The organism is Desulfitobacterium dichloroeliminans LMG P-21439, assembly GCF_000243135.2.
Classification (GTDB): Bacteria; Bacillota; Desulfitobacteriia; order Desulfitobacteriales; family Desulfitobacteriaceae; genus Desulfitobacterium; species Desulfitobacterium dichloroeliminans.
This window is the reverse complement of the sequence record NC_019903.1, coordinates 3,347,504-3,364,744: the sequence shown is the minus strand read 5'-3', so window position 1 is coordinate 3,364,744 and position 17,241 is coordinate 3,347,504. Positions and strand designations below refer to the sequence as shown.

Here is a 17,241-nt window from a genome sequence, read left to right as displayed (position 1 = left end):
GGGGTGATATGGGATGAAAATGATTAGTGCCTTAAATATCGAAAAGAAGTTCGATAAGTTGGAAGTTCTGAAGGGTGTCACTCTGGAAGTGCATAAAGGCGAAGTGGTCGCTATTATCGGTCCCTCTGGTTCGGGGAAAAGCACCTTCCTTCGCTGTCTCAATCGGCTAGAAAACATTGATGGCGGAAGCATTGTCATTGAAGGCGATGAATTAGTGACCACAACTTCTGATGGGAAAGTAATGTACGCCGAAGAAACACAGGCACGCATGATCTGTCGTAAGATGGGGATGGTCTTTCAACAGTTTAATCTGTTCCCGCATCTGACCGTTCTCGATAATGTCATCGAAGCACCCATAACCGTGAAAGGGGTCAAGAAGGAAGAGATTGTCCCGGAAGCTGAGGAACTGCTGTATAAGGTAGGCTTGCAAGATAAGCTGAACAGCTATCCGTCACGACTGTCCGGGGGCCAAAAGCAACGTGTAGCTATTGCCCGTGCCTTAGCCATGAAGCCTGATATCATGCTCTTTGACGAACCCACCTCTGCTCTGGATCCTGAATTAACCGGCGAAGTGCTGAAAGCTATGCGACAGCTTGCAGAAGAGCATATGACCATGATTGTAGTGACCCATGAAATGGGCTTTGCTCGTGAAGTGGCAAATCGCGTTATATTTATGGACAATGGTGAGATTATCGAGCAAGGTGATCCGGAAGAGGTGTTTGGCAATCCTCAACACATGCGTACCCAAGCCTTTTTGAATCATATGAGTTCAAAGTGAGCTTACAAACCAGAGAAAGTAGCAATGACTTGACATTGCTACTTTTTTATTGTTGACCATTAAAATTATTATTTTCTATTTAATAGAGGATTATGGTACTGTATAGCGAATAATAAAATTCAATTGGAAATGTAAATATTTACTAATGATTATTAAATAATTTATACTATTTTATATTTATAACATTTTTATTTTTGTTTTTATTACATGCCGTTTATCATTTATTATGTTGTTATGACTATATTTTGACTGTAATCGTAGAAATATCACTGATAATTATAGTAATTGTCAGTGATATTTATCACTAACATACCTCATGGACTAGTAAAATAGGCACGGGCACTTGTGCAGGAAATTACAATCTATTGAATGATAATCGTCGAAAGGTGTGGATGGAATGGATATAATTAAAAATGGCCTTAAGAAGCTGTTTTTAGCGTATCCAAGTTTAATCCTCGCACTTGCAGGCGTAGGCCTCTGGATTTTTGTCTATTTAATTTATTGGGTTTTGCCTCTGGAACAAGCGCGTTGGGTTTGGTTTTTCGCTGTAGCGGTCCTCATCTATAATGGAATCATATTAGGAAGATTCGTAGAGACCCTTGCGATTAAAGGCTATACAGATGCTCTAACAGGTCTGCCCAATAAAGGCTTCATGTATCTACGCCTTAATATTGATATTGAAAAGTACGCTCGCAGACAAAAAGAATATTCATTAGCCATGATTGATATTGATCGTTTTAAGATAATTAATGACACCTATGGACATCTCGCCGGTGATAAAGTCATCAAAGAAGTAGCCAACATAATAAGTCACAGCGTGAGAGCCAGCGACTCAGTGATTCGCTGGGGTGGTGAGGAGTTTGCAGTATTAATACCGGAGACTAGTGAAGAAGGGGCTGCCAGTCTAGTCGATCGAATCCGCACAGTGATCGAAGCTCATGATTTTGGCCCTGCCGTGGAATCTCACCAAGTGACGATTAGTGCGGGAGTGGTTTCTTTTAAAAACCTTCAAGAAGTCAGACGAAGAGAGAAACATCTTACGAATCCAACAGATCTCATTGTCAATTTTTCGGACAGGGCCTTGTACCAGGCCAAGCAAACACGTAATACGGTCTGTTGTTTTAACCAAGGGATTATAACTTAACCCATAATCATCATAAATCATTATCGAACACAAGTCGGAGGTGAAGAGCCTTCGACTTTTTTTTCTACAGATGTCAAAGATACATGTCGAATATTATCGTAAAAAGAGTTTTAAGCAACTTAAATATTGTATTGACATATTTCTTGTTGTATTTGATAATAAATCAAGAAGAATAAGGAAAGTGAGTAATTACCTACCTTTGTTTTATCAGCAAAATAAATTAATTACTCAGCAGGAGCTTGCAAAAATTTTGTTCAAAGAACATTTTCGCCGAGCTTACTATATATGTTAGTACTCAAAAGGGAAAAGAGGAAAAGAACTAAAAAGAAATGAGGAGTATTAAGTTGAAAAGTATTCGCACACGATTGGTGGTCTATTTCACCATTTTAGTATTGATATCATCAATGGCCTTGGGCGCCGTCTCCGTGCTAACAGCCAGTGATGCACTTACGAAAGAAGCTGAAAAAACTCTCGGCTCACTTGCCAGCGAAGCGGCTAAACTAACGGAAAGCCGGTTGGAAACCCAAAAGATTGCTTTAGAAATGATTGCCTTAAGAAATGATATCGTAAGCATGGACTGGCAAGTCCAGCAGCCCATATTGCAAAGGCAAGTGGATAGAACAAGCTTTTTGGATATCGGTGTGGTGCAGTTGGATGGCTCAGTCAACTATTCAGATGGTTCAACCAGTAATTTAGGTGATCGGGAGTATGTTAAGAAAGCTTTAAATGGAGAATCGAATGTATCGGACGTAATCATCAGTAAAGTGACAAATTCCCTGGTCCTCATGTATGCTGCCCCAATCGAGAAAGATGGTCAAGTGGTAGGAGCTCTGGTGGGGCGCCGAGATGGCGACGCCTTAAGTCTGATCACCGATGACACGGGGTATGGGGAAAATGGCTATGGCTATATGATTAACAGTCAAGGGACTATTGTTGCCCATCCCGACAGAGATAAAGTGTTTAGTCAATTCAACCCCATCGAAGCAGTTAAGGAAGATCAGTCTATGGCATCTGTGGCCGCATTATTTGAAAAATTGCTGGCAGATAAGCAAGGGGTCAGTGATTATTCCATGGACGGGGAAGATTTGTATGCGGGTTATGCACCTATCCCAGGTAGCGAGTGGATCTTTGTCATAACCGCAAATGAAGACGAAGTTTTAGCAGCCATTCCCGCACTGCGCACGAGTATTTTAATCGTGGGAACGATTATTTTGCTCGTGAGCATCGGCCTAGTTCTTATCATAGGAAATTCTATCGCCAAGCCAATTGTTAAGGTTGCAAACCATTCCGAGTACATCGCTGATCTGGATGTTTCCCAAAATGTGCCTGAAGATTTGCTTAAACGGAAAGATGAAATTGGCGACTTAGCCAAAGGATTTCAAGTGGTTACAACAAGCCTTAGAGAGTTTATCAGCGATGTGAAAGCATCCTCTGAGCAAGTAGCCGCTGTCTCAGTGCAGTTGACTTCCGCGACCCAACAAAGCTCTATCGTCGCTGAAGAAGTAGCCAAGGCTGTTGTTGAAATCGCCAGAGGGGCCACGGAACAAGCCAGCAATACGGAAGAAGGCTCGACGAAAGCGGCACACCTTGGTCAAGCTATTGAGAATGACATGTCACATACTAAAGCCTTAAACGGCGCCGCTCAAAAAGTGACTGTTGTTGTCGATGAAGGCCTCAAGGAAATTGAAGAGTTGTCTCGAATTTCTGAAGAAAGTGATGGGGCTACTCAAGAAATCTACACTGTCATCATCAAAACGAATGAGAGTTCTCAGAAGATTGAGCAAGCTAGTAACGTCATCGCTTCTATAGCAGATCAGACCAATCTACTCGCTCTCAATGCAGCTATCGAAGCAGCCAGAGCAGGAGAAGCTGGAAGAGGATTTTCGGTAGTTGCTGAAGAGATTAGAAAGCTTGCCGAGCAATCCTCAACCTCGACCAAGTCCATCGATAGTGTAGTCAAGGAATTGCAGCATAACACCCAAGATGCTGTCAAGACTATGGAGAGAGTATCCACTATTTCGAAGCAACAAGCAGAGAAGGTTATTAGTAGTAAAGATAAGTATCGCTTGATTGCGGAAGCCATGGATGGAGCTATCAAGGCTGTGGAAGAGTTGAATGTATCTGGCGCTGAAATGGAAAAAATGAAAAATGAGATTCTTCTTTCCTTGCAGAATCTCTCGGCAATCGCTGAGGAAAATTCCGCTGCCACAGAGGAAGTTACGGCCTCCATGGAAGAACAGACAGCATCCATTGAAGAAATCGCTGCTTCGGCTGAAGGTATGTCCGATTTAGCTAAAAACCTAAATACGATTATTACGAGATTTAAAGTATAAATACAAGAAGTGAGGGCAAGGTACGGGTAATGTAACCTTGCCCTCAGTTTGATCCGGGTAGGGTAGATATTCTAGTAAAATTACTGGAATCATGACACCAAAGGGTGTATGAAAGCACTGCAAGAGGGAAACGTCTAAAACCGCGAGATTTTAGACGTTTTTCACGCATTATAGGAAAATATGGTATAATCGTGGTAGCGAAACTAAATAATGGACTTTAAGCTGTTGGGTAACCGTGTAAGTCCTAATAGAAGTATGGAAGGATGAGTAAGAAATCATTACTTGCTTGCTTAAGGTGAATATATGAATACAAAAATGATCAACCGCAAAGAGACCTTAGTTATAACCGCGGTAACCATAATCCATGAGAAGGGCTTACAGGGTCTTTCTACACGGGAGGTTGCCCAGCGTGAGGGAGTTTCGGAGGCCGCGATTTTCAAACACTATCATACTAAAAATGCTTTAATTATAGCTGTGCTTGAACATTTTTCGCAGTTTGATGAGGTCCTGGCGGTGGCGGCTTGTCGCAAAGAAATTACTCCCAGAGACAAGATGCTGCATATTATTCAAGGGATTCTAAGTTATTATGAAAACTACCCGGCCATCACTTCGGTGCTGGAATCCTATGGTGCATTAATCCATGAAACAGAGCTTAGGGAAAAGGTATTGGCAGTTTTTTCCGATCGAACAATGGTTATGAAGAACATAATTGATCAAGCAAAGAAAGTGGGCGAGGTCGCCCCTAGCATAGACAGTGAGATGCTTGTCGATATCATCTTAGGTACATTTGATCGAATGATTTTGAAGTGGCGAACCGAAAACTATCGATTTTCCCTTAAAGAAAATACTCTAGCAGCAATTAACTACATCCTAGCTTCGGTGGCCCCTGTTGGTCAAAAGCTCGTCGAATCGTCTAGACCATCTTGTGAAAAAAGTAGTATAGATTGAGGTGAAAAGGGTGCTTAGTGAGGCTGAAGAACGGATTTCTCGGCAATTGTGGGTGGAAGAAAACTGTATGAGGTATCAAGTGTTTTTTGAAAATGCTCAGGATATCATTTTCTTTTTCGACGAAAGCGGCTTGATTTTGGATGCTAATACCTCGGCAATCCAAGCCTATGGGTATACCCGAGAAGAACTATTGGCTCTAACTGTTTTTCAGCTGCGGGTGGAGCCGGTTTTAGCCTGGGAACAGATGTTTAAGGCCCGCACAGAGGGAATTTTTTTTAAGACAGTACATATGCGCAAAGACGGAACCCGTTTTCCCGCAGAAGTAAATTCAAAAAGTGTAATTATAGGGGATAAACGGGTTCTCATCAGCATAATTCGTGATATCTCGGACAGGAAGAATACAGCGGTAGCTCTCCTAGAGAGTGAAGAGAAGTTCCGAGGGATTTTTGATAAAATCTCGGATTGTATCTTTATCCATGAAGTTAAGAAGAATGGCGAGATTGGCCGTGTCAAAGAAATCAATGCCATGGCCATTCAACTTATCGGACTAACAAAGGAAGAGATCATTCATCAGGGCAGAGAAGTTATTGTAGTCAAGAGTCCGGTCAATTTTGCCGATGAACATTCTCAAACCCAATTAGAAGAAAGCTATCTTCCCTTCGAAGGAGCAATTTTGACGGAGAAGGGCTTAGAAATCCCCGTGGAAGTTAAAGCACAATACATGTTACGAAGCGGGCAAAAGATGTTACTTTCTATTGCTAGAGATATTACCGAGCGCAGAGAGATCGAAGTGAAGAGGAAGCAGGTTGAGCAAGAGCTGCATTCGGCTAAAGAAAAGGCGGAAGCAGCCAACCGAGCCAAAAGTGAATTTCTAGCGAATATGAGTCACGAGATTCGCACACCCATTAACGGCATCATTGGCATGATTGATTTAACCCTTTTGACCGCCTTAGATGAGAGCCAGAGAGAGAATCTAAGGGTCGTTAAGAGCTCGGCCTATTCTCTTTTTAAGATCATTAATGACATTCTTGATTTTTCTAAAATTGAGGCGGGAAAATTAGCAATAGATGAGATGTGCTTTAACCTAAAGAAAGTTATCGAAGACACGATCAAGACCCATGCTCCGGAAGCTGAACGGAGGGGACTGGACCTCAATACTATTTTACCAGCCAATATTCCAAACAATCTGATAGGGGATCCCGGTCGGATCAAGCAAGTGCTCAATAACCTGCTGAATAATGCTATCAAATTTACTGAGCAAGGTGAAGTTTCTCTTTCCCTTAAATGCATACAATCGGATAAGGACTTCTGGGAATTCAAATTCACTATCATGGATACTGGAATTGGAATATCTAAAGCGGACCAAGCCAAACTCTTTAAGCAATTTAATCAAGTAGATGGCTCCATTACACGCAAGTACGGAGGAACCGGCTTAGGTTTAGCAATATCTAAGAAACTTGTTGAAATGATGGGGGGGAGGATTTGGCTAGAGAGTCAAAAAGGAAAAGGAAGCTCCTTTTGCTTTATCTTAAGGTTTAAACATTTTGGAAAGCCCTCTCTCATTCCGACTTTGGAGCAAACGAACGAAAATTTAAAGGAACGGGACTTAGGACCCTATCGGATTTTGCTTGCGGAAGATCATCTTGTAAACTCTCTAGTGATTACAGAAATGCTCAAAAAACATGGGCATGATGTGGATGTTGCCATGGATGGGGAAGCAGCCCTAGCTCTTTATCAAAGGAATCCCTATGATGTTATTCTTTTGGATATTCAGTTGCCTAAGCTAGACGGGATGGAGGTTACAAAAAGAATCAGGCACATGGAGGGTGCTAAAAATCATACCCCTATCATTGCCTTGACGGCCTATGCCTTAAAAGCAGACCGAGAGAGATTCCTTAGTTCGGGCATGGATGAGTATATTCCCAAGCCCGTCATGATGGAGGAATTGGTCATGACCCTGAATAAGGTAGTTGCCCAGAACACAGGGCCAGAAAGCCAAAATCTTGAGGTGGATATTTGCATCACCGATGAGGGGGTAAGCACCCAAAAAAGCACTCCATCTTGGTCGCGGTTGAACCGAGACCGAGAGCTTATGGAAATGGCCTTTGATCTAAATAAATTGCAGATTGCCATGACTAGTGGTGATGTGGTGGCGCTAGAACATATTGCCCATCGTATCAAGGAGCGCTGTTCAGTGCTAGATGCTGATCGAATGAAAACTTTGGCCTTCAAAATGGAACTAGCAGCTCGACGGGGGAATCCTGACGAAGCAAAGGATTATGTATGCAGTTTAGAGCTGGAATACAAGTATTTGAGTGGGGGGAAGCGGAATGAAACTACTCGTGGCAGAAGATGATACAGCAAGCAATCTATTTTTGGCCCAATTTCTATCTCAATACGGTGAAGTCGATCGGGTGGTCGATGGTTTAGAAACGTTAGAAGCATATTCTCTGGCCATGCAAGAGAATAAACCTTACGACATTATTTTTCTTGATATCATGATGCCTAAACTGGACGGGGTTAAGGCTTTAAAAGCGATTCGGGATTATGAAGCTAAGAAGAAAGTCAAAGGTAATCAACGTGTTAAAGTCATTTTAACTACGGCCCTAGATGAAACAGACTACACCAAAAGAGCGTTTGACATCGGCTGTGAGGGCTGCCTTGGCAAGCCCATCGACACCCAAGCAATAAATAAACTATTGCTCCAATTGGGGGTCATCCAATGAATTTGAAGTTACCCGAGGGGTGAAGGTAGATATCGAACTTTTTATGATATTTTGCCGATAATGTTCGAAAAAAGCTATTGACCTTCGCAGAAGTCTTAGTTACAATAAGGACTGTACTAATTTCATACTGTTCATATATCCGCAGAGATAGGGTCTGCAAGTTTCTACCAGGCTGCCGTAAATGGCCTGACTATGAGCAAAAACTGTGCCGTACTGCGCATCATTATAGCCAGGCGGAGTGTTTTACTCATTTTTTGAGTTAAACACTCTTCCTGGTTTTTGTTTGCTTTCAGGGTAAGCTAAGTTTTATTAAGCTCAAAATGTAAAGAAAGAACTGCATCAGAAAGAGGAGGAAATTCCTGTGGCCAATCAAGCAAAGCATCCAGTCGACGAAGTATTACCTTTTGGGCAACTTTTCCTTTACGGACTACAGCACGTACTCGCCATGTACGCCGGAGCAGTAGCTGTTCCTTTGATCATCGCGGGGGCAGCAGGATTAACCAAAGAACAAACAGCTTTTCTTATTAATGCGGACTTATTCACTTGTGGTATTGCAACTTTAATCCAAACTATCGGTTTCTGGAAATTCGGCATCCGTATTCCCGTTATTCAAGGGGTTACTTTTGCTGCCGTAACACCTATGGTCATGATTGCTCAGAATCAAGGTATGACAGGAATCTTTGGCGCAGTCATTATTGCTGGATTATTTACCCTCTTAATTGCACCCTTTTTTAGTAAACTGATTCGCTTCTTTCCACCGGTCGTCACGGGAAGTGTCATTACCATTATCGGCATTTCACTCCTACAAGTGGGTGTCAACTGGGCTGCCGGAGGGGTAGGCAACCCGAATTATGGTTCTCTGACCTTTTTAGGAGTAGCAGGTATCGTACTCTTGACCATTCTGCTCGTCAATAAATATTGTACAGGTTTTCTTGCCAATGTGAGTGTACTCATTGGTTTGGTTGTTGGAATGATTGTGGCTGTTCCCTTAGGGCTTGTAAACTTCACTGGGGTAGGCAACGCCGCTTGGATCGGCATCGATACACCTTTTTACTTTGGACTACCCACCTTTGAGTTGGGAGCAATCATTGCCATGATTCTCGTGATGCTCGTCGTAATGGTCGAATCGACCGGGGATTTTCTCGCCATCGGTGAAATTGTCGGTAAAGATATAAGTGAAGATGACTTAACCCGCGGCTTAAGAGCGGACGGCTTATCCACTATGCTCGGTGGAATCTTCAACGCCTTCCCTTATACCGCTTTTGCACAAAACGTGGGTCTGGTAGGACTCACCGGGATCAAAAGCCGTTTCGTGGTCGCTGGCTCCGGTGTGATATTAGTTGTGCTCGGACTGTTCCCTAAAGTGGCTACGGTCGTCGCCTCTGTCCCCAGTGCAGTCCTTGGTGGCGCTGGTATTGCTATGTTTGGTATCGTAGCAGCCAATGGGATCAAGACTTTAAGTAAAGTGGATTTTAGCAATAATCATAATTTGTTTATCGTTGCTATTAGCATTGGCATTGGGCTCATTCCTTTGGTTTCGCCAAACTTTTTCTCCCTCTTCCCAGCTTGGACCCAAACTATCCTCCACAGCGGAATTACCTTAGGCTCCATTACAGCAATTTTGCTTAATGCATTCTTCAATGGACCTACTTCCGGAGCAAAGAAGGAAGAACAGTCCCCCGAAGTTGCGGCGAGTACAGCAAAATAGAAAACCACTGAATTAAAATTACTAAATTGAAATCACTATGTGGGACACCGGACACTGAAAAAATGCCTTAAAACGTGCATTGATGCGTTTATTTATTATGGATATTCCTGCTATGAATAGCAGGAAAGCGTGGGTGGGGAGAAATCTCCACCCATTTCGTGAGAATTATGGAAATATGGGTTGCATCGATAGGGCGATTCTGCCATGATAAAAATGAATACTGGGGTTTGCTTCGATTGAAAAGAACCCCATTATCTATCGCTGAGAAACTTATCCCTAGTGGTTAATGAAAGATAGATACGGTTAATAAATTAGGCGGGTCGAGGTGAAGATAAAATGCTCAGACAAAAAACAGTCACCCTATGGGAGATGACAGGTTATGCTGAGGTGATTGTCTTTATCGGCGCAGGGGGAAAAACCACCGCCTTGCAAGCCTTAGCTCAAGAAATTTACTCCCAAGGGCGACGAGTCATTGGCACAACGACGACCAAGGTTTATCCTATGTCCAGCTCCTTTTGGCAGAGCTGGGAGCATCCTGATGCTCCACCTCCGCAAGACACCGAGACACCTTGCTTTTGGTACAAAAGGAACGGTGAAGAGAATAAATGGCTGGGACCTAGGGTGCAGGTCGTGGATCAAGCTCTGAATGGGCAAACGAAGGACAGTGGGGTTTGGCTCATTGAAGGAGATGGAGCGCGGGGGAGAAAACTAAAATGCTGGAATCAGCATGAGCCTCAGATACCCTTAAGAAGTCAAGTAGCCATCCTTCTAATCTCCGGAGGACTTTGGGGGGGAACACTCACCGAAGAGGAAATCCACCGATCGGAGCTATGTCCCGAACTTCTCGGCGGACTATGGACTATTGAAAATGCTGCAGATTATATCTTAAATTCCCCAGCATTTTATTCTGAGTACCAAGAACTGTCTTGGATTGTGTTGTTTAATATCTTCGAAGACCAAAAATCTGCCCACTCTTCTATCGAAGGAACCGGCCAGGCCTTACTTAAGAAGCTAGAAGGGGAAATGCTAAACCCTCGTCCTAGTCGGACCCGGCCTCGGCACCTTCGCCTAGCGGAGGGAGATGTCAAGAAAGGGAGCCTAACATGTTGCGATTTGTGGTAATGGCTGCCGGAAAGGCCTCGCGTATGGGACAGGATAAGCTGTCTTTGCCCTGGGGAAATACAACCCTTCTTGGCCATGTGCTCTGGACCCTTCAATTGGCAATTCGAGAACATTCTGTAGGAGCCACCCATCAGGAAGAGTGTTGTGAGATTCTTGTGATTGCTCCCCAAACTTGCTCAGCCTATCGCCTTGGGGAAGAGAGCAACTTCTGGATTCAATCGTACGCAGGGCAACCCTTGTCTGAGACAATCCGTTGCGGTTTAAAAGATAACTCCGAGGTCGAGCCCGGTGTTTGCTTTATTCCCGGAGACCAAGTGGGAATGGATGAACAGACCCTAGCTCGGATGATTCGCTTTTTTATTGAAGAAGAACCGGATTTCTTGGTCCCTAAAGCATTAGAAGTCACTGGCTCTCCCGTATTTTTTCACTCGCGTTATATCTCTGAATTAATGAATCTCCAAGGCGAACAGGGCGGAAAGCAGGTCCTGAATCGCTATCGGGAACGCTGGACAACCTTTCCTGTGCTAAAAGACTTTCTTCTCGACATCGATACCATGAACGAATACCTAGAGCATCGCCCTAAGCTAAGTCAGGAAAGCAACTTATTTGTTAAAGAGGATGGCTAGGAAAAATGTTTTACCAAGGCCCGAAGAGGGGGCTAAACTTATCTTTGATGAGAGCCTGAAGGTGGTGTGATAATGAATCCAGACCTAATACAAAAAATGAATACTCTCACCCAAACGAAGGAAAGTGGTGTTCTGGGGACCGTTATCACACGCGGGACAAAGGATTTACCCTGTGGGAGTAAATTTCTAGTCAATAGCAAGGGAGAGCTTCTTGCCGGAGAGCTGCCGGAGGGCTTGCTTTCCTTGCTACATGAACCGATCCAGAAGGTCCTTCGCCAGAGAGAAGCAGAGCGACTGCTCATCGGGAGTGACCCTTCCTTGGAACGAGGCGATTCTCCTCTTGAACTATTTTTAGATCCGATTACCCCTACCCATCGGCTGATCATTCTGGGGGGAGGCCATATCGCCCTACCCTTAGTCCAGATGGGAAAGCTTCTGCATTATGAAGTGACCGTCATCGATGATCGTCCCTCCTTCGCCAATAAGGGACGTTTTCCTGAGGCGGATCAGGTGATTTGTCAAGATTTCCGCAGTGCTCTTCAGGAATTAACCTTCGATAAAAGTACCTATGTCATCGTCGTGACCCGCGGACATCGCTACGATCAAACCTGCCTAGAAGAAGCGCTCAAGCAGCCTCAAGCAGCCTATTTGGGGATGATCGGCAGCCGCCGCAAAGTAGCAACGATTGTGAGCAATCTAAGAGAAAATGGCTATAGTCAAGTGGTCCTCGATCGGGTCTATACCCCGATTGGCTTAGATATAGGTGCACAAACTCCAGAAGAAATAGCAATTAGCATCATGGCCGAGATGATTATGGTCGACCGCTATGGAAGGATGGATGCCACTTGGACCATAAAGTCATTGTCGCAATCAGTCAATTAAAGGGAGAGAAAGCTGTATTAGCCACGATAGTGAGCACGAAAGGTTCCACCCCGAGGAAAGCAGGAGCTCAAGTCCTCTTTTTCCAAGATGGAAGGACTATCGGTACTATTGGTGGGGGTTGCGGGGAAGCTGAGGCCCGTGGTCACGCCTTAAACGCTCTACAAAGGAAAGAACCGCTTCTGATCCAAGTGGACTTAACTCATGAAATTGCTGAACAGGAGGGCATGGTTTGCGGAGGAAAGATGGATATCTTTCTTGAACCACTCATAGGTTCCTGATCGTGTTGATGCATTAGATGAAGCAGATGAAGTGGATGAATTAGATGAAGCATGAAGCATGAAGCAGAATAAGCGTGTTAAGCAATAAAGGAGTTGAGTAAATGATATGATGACTCCTAGAAATGTAGCCGATTCACCCATTGTCCTCATTCGCGGAGCGGGGGAGCAAGCCAGTGGAGTGGGATGGGCTTTGCATAAAGCAGGCTTCCGAGTGGTCATGACCGAGATAGCGCAACCCTTAATGGTACGCTGGCCCGTGTGCTTTGGCACGGCTATCCTCGAAGGATCTTGGGAGGTCGAAGGAATCCAAGGAATTCACCTCGATTCTCCTCTAGAATGTCCGAGGGTCTGGCAACAAGGGAAAATTCCGATCCTTGTTGATCCGGACTTAAAGCACCTTCCGCAGATTCGCCCCGATGTTTTAGTGGATGCTATTATGGCCAAACGCAATCTAGGAACAACGATTGACTGGGCACCGCTAACCATCGGCATGGGACCGGGTTTCTGTGCCGGCAAAGATGTACACAAGGTGCTGGAAACCATGCGCGGTCATAACTTAGGGCGCCTGCTCAATTCCGGTTACGGCGAACCAAATACAGGTATTCCCGAAGCGGTCATGGGTTATACCAAGGAAAGAGTTCTTTATGCACCGGTGGCGGGCATCTTCGAAGCCAAGCGCAGAATTGGGGAAGAGGTCCGAGCGGGAGATATCTTGGGACTGATTCATCAAGGAGAGCAAGCGACCCCGGTTCAAGGGAATCTGAGTGGTGTCGTACGAGGATTACTACGCTCGGGAACCACCATCGTAATGGATGAAAGTAGTGATGTTCGCATCAAAGTCGGGGATATAGATCCCCGTTTTATAGAAGAATACTGTTGGACAGTTTCCGATAAAGCTCGAACCCTAGGAACTTCTGTTTTATTGGGCATTATAGAGTGGATGAATGGGGGCAAATAAAGTGTTAACTATACGAGATATCGCACAACCTGAGACCTTGACAGAAGCGTATCAAATACTTACCAAGCAAAGGACCAACACTGTCCTAGGTGGTTGCGCTTTTTTACGTCTGGGTTCCAAACGAATCGGGATCGGCATTGATTTAGCCAAATTAAATCTCGACCAAATCACGGAAGAAGATGACACCATTAGGCTAGGGGCGATGACGACCCTGCGTCAGATCGAAACCCATCCTTTATTGAAAGAATCTTTCTGTGGAGTTTTGCCCAAGGCCGTGAGCAATATCATCGGCGTTCAGTTCCGCAATGGCGTGACTATCGGCGGCACCGTGTTTTCTAAGTACGGTTTTTCTGATCCAATCACTGCACTTTTAGCCTTGAATGCTGAAGTGGATTTAGTCAAGGTGGGACGCTTGCCCCTAGAGGAATTCCTAGCAAGACCCCGCGAAAAAGACATTTTAACCCATGTGATCATTCCTAAGCAAGCGCAGATCGCCTCTTATCAGAACCTGCGTATTTCAGCCAGTGATTATCCCGTGCTCACCGCGTCTGTAGCTAAAAAAGGAGAAGATTGGCGTATCATCGTCGGCGCACGACCCCAAGTGGCAAAGCTAGCGAGCAAAGCCTCTGCGCAGCTTACTCAAGCCTATGCCCAAGCAAAGCTCGATCTCCTTACGGTTGCAGGAGAGAAAAATGAAGTTCTTGAGGGTATCCTCGATCAAATGAGTCAAGAATTAAGCTTTGGCTCCAATGCCCGCGGATCAGCGACCTACCGCCAAGGGATAGCTAAAGTCTTAGTTAAGCAGGGGATTCAGGAGGTGTTAGCATGGACATTGAAGTAACCCTTAATGGTAAGAAAATAATCCTACAAGGGAAAAAAGACGAGTTTCTCGCCGATACCCTCCGTGCCCATGGCCAGCTAAGCATTCGCAAAGGGTGTAATACCACCTGTTGCGGATTGTGCACGGTCTGGATTGACGGGAAACCTACTCTATCCTGTGCATACCTCACCTTGAGAGCCGAAGGGAAGAATATTACCACTATTGAAGGAGTAAAGGAAGAGGCAGAAGCCTTTGCCAAGGTCTTAGTGGAAGAAGGAGCGGAGCAATGCGGCTTCTGCAGTCCTGGCTTTATTATGACCGTCTTGGCTATGAAGAATGAGCTGTCAAACCCAACCGAGGATGAGATTATCCACTATTTAACCGGTAATCTCTGCCGATGTACCGGCTATATGGGCCAATTGCGTGCCATCAAAAAATACCTGGGGGTGGCCTAAATGAAGATAGTAGGAAAGGGTAGTCCCAAAATCGATGGCATGGCCATCGCCACAGGACGTCCCGTATATACAGAGGATTTAGCACCTAAGGATGCCCTTGTGATTAAGATTCTTCGCAGTCCTTATGCCTTTGCCCGCATCAAATCCATCGATACCAGCCGTGCAGAGGCCCTCGAAGGGGTAGAATGTGTCTTTACCTATCAAGATGTGCCTGGGATTCGTTTTACCTTAGCGGGTCAATCCTATCCGGAACCCTCCCCCTATGATCGCTTGATTTTGGATGAAATCGTTCGTTACGTGGGGGATGAAGTGGCGATTGTGGCTGCCGTCGACGAGAGAACGGCTCTCAACGCCCTGAAGCGCATCAAGGTCCAATATGAAGTCTTGGAACCAGTGTTAGATCCGGAAAAAGCGATCGATCATCCTTCCATCATTCATCCTGAAGACAATTTACACTTGAATTTTGATATCGGCATGACCAAAGAACGCAACATCATCTCCTATCAAAAAGTCGAAGCGGGAGAAGAGATGGAAGAAGCCTTAAGGCAGTGTGACGTGGTAGTTGAGGAAACGGTCTATACTCAAGCCCAATCTCAAGCCATGATGGAAACCTTTCGTGCCTCCAGTTACCTAGATCATGCCAATCGCCTAGTGATTACCTCCTCCACCCAGGTACCCTTTCATATTCGCCGGCAAATAGCTCGGGCGTTTAGCATACCGGCCAGTCGTGTGCGTGTGATAAAGCCCCGGATTGGCGGAGGCTTCGGAGCGAAACAAACCGGTTGCTGCGAAGTGTTTTCGGCGCTTGTCACCCTGAAAACCGGCAAGCCCTCCATCATCGTCTATGATCGTACAGAAGTCTTTAACAGCTCGACCAGTCGTCACGCCATGAAAATGAAGCTGCGTCTGGGTGCGGACAAGGACGGCATGATTCGTGCTTACGATCTGGAGGTTCTTTCCGATGGCGGAGCGTATGGTGAGCACTCCTCCACTACCCTAGGTTGTGTGGGCGAAAAGACCATGTCCCTTTACAACAAGACCAAGGCTGTTCGCTTCACCGGAACCGCGGTCTATACGAATAAGCAGCCAGGTGGAGCTTTTCGTGGTTATGGCGCAACCCAAGGGACCATGGCCTTGGAAACAGCGGTCAATAAGCTGGCCGCCGAGCTTCAGATGGATCCAGCAGAACTTCGTTTGAAGAACGTGATCCAAGAGGGAGAAACCTCTCTCGTCTATAATGGCAAGGTCATCAAGAGTACAACCCTCAAGGATTGCATACGTAAAGGGAAGGAACTTATCGGTTGGGATCAAAAATACCCACGCCAGGTTCTCAGCAATGGGAAAATTCGCGCCGTCGGCATGGCGGTGACTCAACAAGGCTCAGGAATCGCCGGGATCGATACCGCTTCAGCCCAAATACGTTTAAATGACGAGGGAAGCTATAACCTCCTAATAGGTTCTACGGACATGGGGACAGGCAGCGATACCATCCTCAGTCAAATGGCAGCCGAAATTTTGGAGACAACCATGGATCAAATCGCTGTCTATGCCGGAGATACGGATACATCCCCTTATGATCCCGGTTCCTATGCTTCCAGCACCACTTATGTGACCGGCATGGCAGTGGTGCAAGCTGCCGAAGAGTTAAAGGAGAAAATCCTCACCCAGGGTGCCCGGTATATGGATAGGAATTCCGCTGAAGTGGAATTTAACGGGCAAGAAGTGGTCACTTTGGACGGCAAGACAAGCATCACCCTTGAGAAAATTGCTGAGCTCAATGTACTTGGCTCAGGTCGCCATCAGTTGGTGGGTCACGCGACTTATGGCAGCCCCGTCTCGCCACCCCCTTATATGGTAGGGTTTGCGGAGATAGAAGTGGATCCTCTGACGGGCAAAGTGGAACCCATAGATTTTGTCGCCGTCATCGACTGCGGTACGGTCATCAACCCCAAGCTGGCTCGCATCCAAGCCGAAGGGGGCTTAGTCCAAGGTATTGGCATGGCACTCTATGAAGAAGTCCGCTATGACAGCAAGGGAAAAATGCACACGAATGATTTTATGCAATATAAAATCCCCACCCGCAAAGACGTAGGTAATATTCGCGTTCACTTTGTCGAAAGCTACGAACCCACCGGACCCTTCGGAGCCAAATCCATCGGTGAAGTCGTCGCCAACACCCCACCCCCAGCCATCGCCCACGCTGTATTTAATGCAACCGGCTTCAGAGTTGCAGAACTACCCATCACACCCGAAAAAGTATTTCTCGGACAGGGATAGTTACAGCTTTGTAGCAGCTCTGTAGCGTTATAAAAGCAAAGTAATTTAACTAATAAAAAGTACATCTCAAATAGTTTGGGAAACCAGACTTGAGATGTACTTTTATTTCTTTGCACAAAGCTTTGAGTGTGAGTTTTATCACAGTAAGAACTAGCTGAGGTCACAGCATTAGGGTTGTCTTTGCGA

15 protein-coding genes and 1 riboswitch are annotated in these 17,241 nt (G+C 45.3%); all 15 genes read left to right on the top strand.

All coding sequences use genetic code 11. The features are described from left to right. Window positions 1-13 precede the first annotated feature (13 nt). Window positions 14-778, top strand: coding sequence for an amino acid ABC transporter ATP-binding protein (locus DESDI_RS15920; RefSeq protein WP_041219550.1), 765 nt, complete (start codon window positions 14-16; stop codon window positions 776-778). A 397-nt stretch (window positions 779-1,175) separates the two neighbouring features. Continuing rightward, window positions 1,176-1,922, top strand: a complete 747-nt coding sequence (locus tag DESDI_RS15915) for a GGDEF domain-containing protein (protein WP_015263637.1) — start codon at window positions 1,176-1,178, stop codon at window positions 1,920-1,922. Window positions 1,923-2,266: 344 nt separating this feature from the next. Beyond that, entirely contained in the window at window positions 2,267-4,255 is a 1,989-nt protein-coding gene (locus DESDI_RS15910; RefSeq protein ID WP_015263636.1) for a methyl-accepting chemotaxis protein, read from the top strand. A gap of 303 nt (window positions 4,256-4,558) precedes the next feature. Beyond that, window positions 4,559-5,203, top strand: a complete 645-nt coding sequence (locus tag DESDI_RS15905; RefSeq protein WP_015263635.1) for a TetR/AcrR family transcriptional regulator — start codon at window positions 4,559-4,561, stop codon at window positions 5,201-5,203. Between the two features lies 1 nt (window position 5,204). Continuing rightward, window positions 5,205-7,559 (top strand): PAS domain S-box protein, encoded by a 2,355-nt coding sequence (locus DESDI_RS15900; protein ID WP_242825414.1) that lies wholly within the window; start codon window positions 5,205-5,207, stop codon window positions 7,557-7,559. Next, a complete protein-coding gene (locus DESDI_RS15895) occupies window positions 7,534-7,929 on the top strand; it encodes a response regulator (RefSeq protein WP_015263633.1) in 396 nt (131 codons plus the stop codon). The genes DESDI_RS15900 and DESDI_RS15895 overlap by 26 nt, the downstream gene beginning before the upstream one ends. A 111-nt stretch (window positions 7,930-8,040) precedes the next feature. Next, window positions 8,041-8,142, top strand: a riboswitch (purine riboswitch). A gap of 148 nt (window positions 8,143-8,290) precedes the next feature. Continuing rightward, a complete protein-coding gene (locus DESDI_RS15890) occupies window positions 8,291-9,637 on the top strand; it encodes a nucleobase:cation symporter-2 family protein (RefSeq protein WP_015263632.1) in 1,347 nt (448 codons plus the stop codon). Window positions 9,638-9,973: 336 nt separating this feature from the next. After that, window positions 9,974-10,759, top strand: a complete 786-nt coding sequence (yqeC, locus tag DESDI_RS15885; RefSeq protein ID WP_015263631.1) for a selenium cofactor biosynthesis protein YqeC — start codon at window positions 9,974-9,976, stop codon at window positions 10,757-10,759. Continuing rightward, entirely contained in the window at window positions 10,741-11,385 is a 645-nt protein-coding gene (locus tag DESDI_RS15880) for a nucleotidyltransferase family protein (RefSeq protein WP_015263630.1), read from the top strand. The genes yqeC and DESDI_RS15880 overlap by 19 nt, the downstream gene beginning before the upstream one ends. A gap of 72 nt (window positions 11,386-11,457) precedes the next feature. Continuing rightward, a complete protein-coding gene (locus tag DESDI_RS15875; protein ID WP_015263629.1) occupies window positions 11,458-12,267 on the top strand; it encodes an XdhC family protein in 810 nt (269 codons plus the stop codon). After that, window positions 12,231-12,545 (top strand): XdhC family protein, encoded by a 315-nt coding sequence (locus DESDI_RS15870; RefSeq protein ID WP_015263628.1) that lies wholly within the window; start codon window positions 12,231-12,233, stop codon window positions 12,543-12,545. Before DESDI_RS15875 ends, DESDI_RS15870 begins: the two co-directional genes overlap by 37 nt. A gap of 106 nt (window positions 12,546-12,651) precedes the next feature. Then, window positions 12,652-13,503 (top strand): selenium-dependent molybdenum cofactor biosynthesis protein YqeB, encoded by an 852-nt coding sequence (gene yqeB / locus DESDI_RS15865; protein WP_015263627.1) that lies wholly within the window; start codon window positions 12,652-12,654, stop codon window positions 13,501-13,503. A gap of 1 nt (window position 13,504) precedes the next feature. Continuing rightward, on the top strand, window positions 13,505-14,344 hold the full coding sequence (locus DESDI_RS15860) for an FAD binding domain-containing protein (RefSeq protein WP_015263626.1): 840 nt from the start codon (window positions 13,505-13,507) through the stop codon (window positions 14,342-14,344). Beyond that, window positions 14,329-14,778 (top strand): (2Fe-2S)-binding protein, encoded by a 450-nt coding sequence (locus DESDI_RS15855; protein WP_015263625.1) that lies wholly within the window; start codon window positions 14,329-14,331, stop codon window positions 14,776-14,778. Before DESDI_RS15860 ends, DESDI_RS15855 begins: the two co-directional genes overlap by 16 nt. Beyond that, window positions 14,779-17,055, top strand: a complete 2,277-nt coding sequence (locus DESDI_RS15850; RefSeq protein WP_015263624.1) for a xanthine dehydrogenase family protein molybdopterin-binding subunit — start codon at window positions 14,779-14,781, stop codon at window positions 17,053-17,055. It abuts the gene before it with no gap. The last annotated feature ends 186 nt before the right edge of the window (window positions 17,056-17,241 follow it).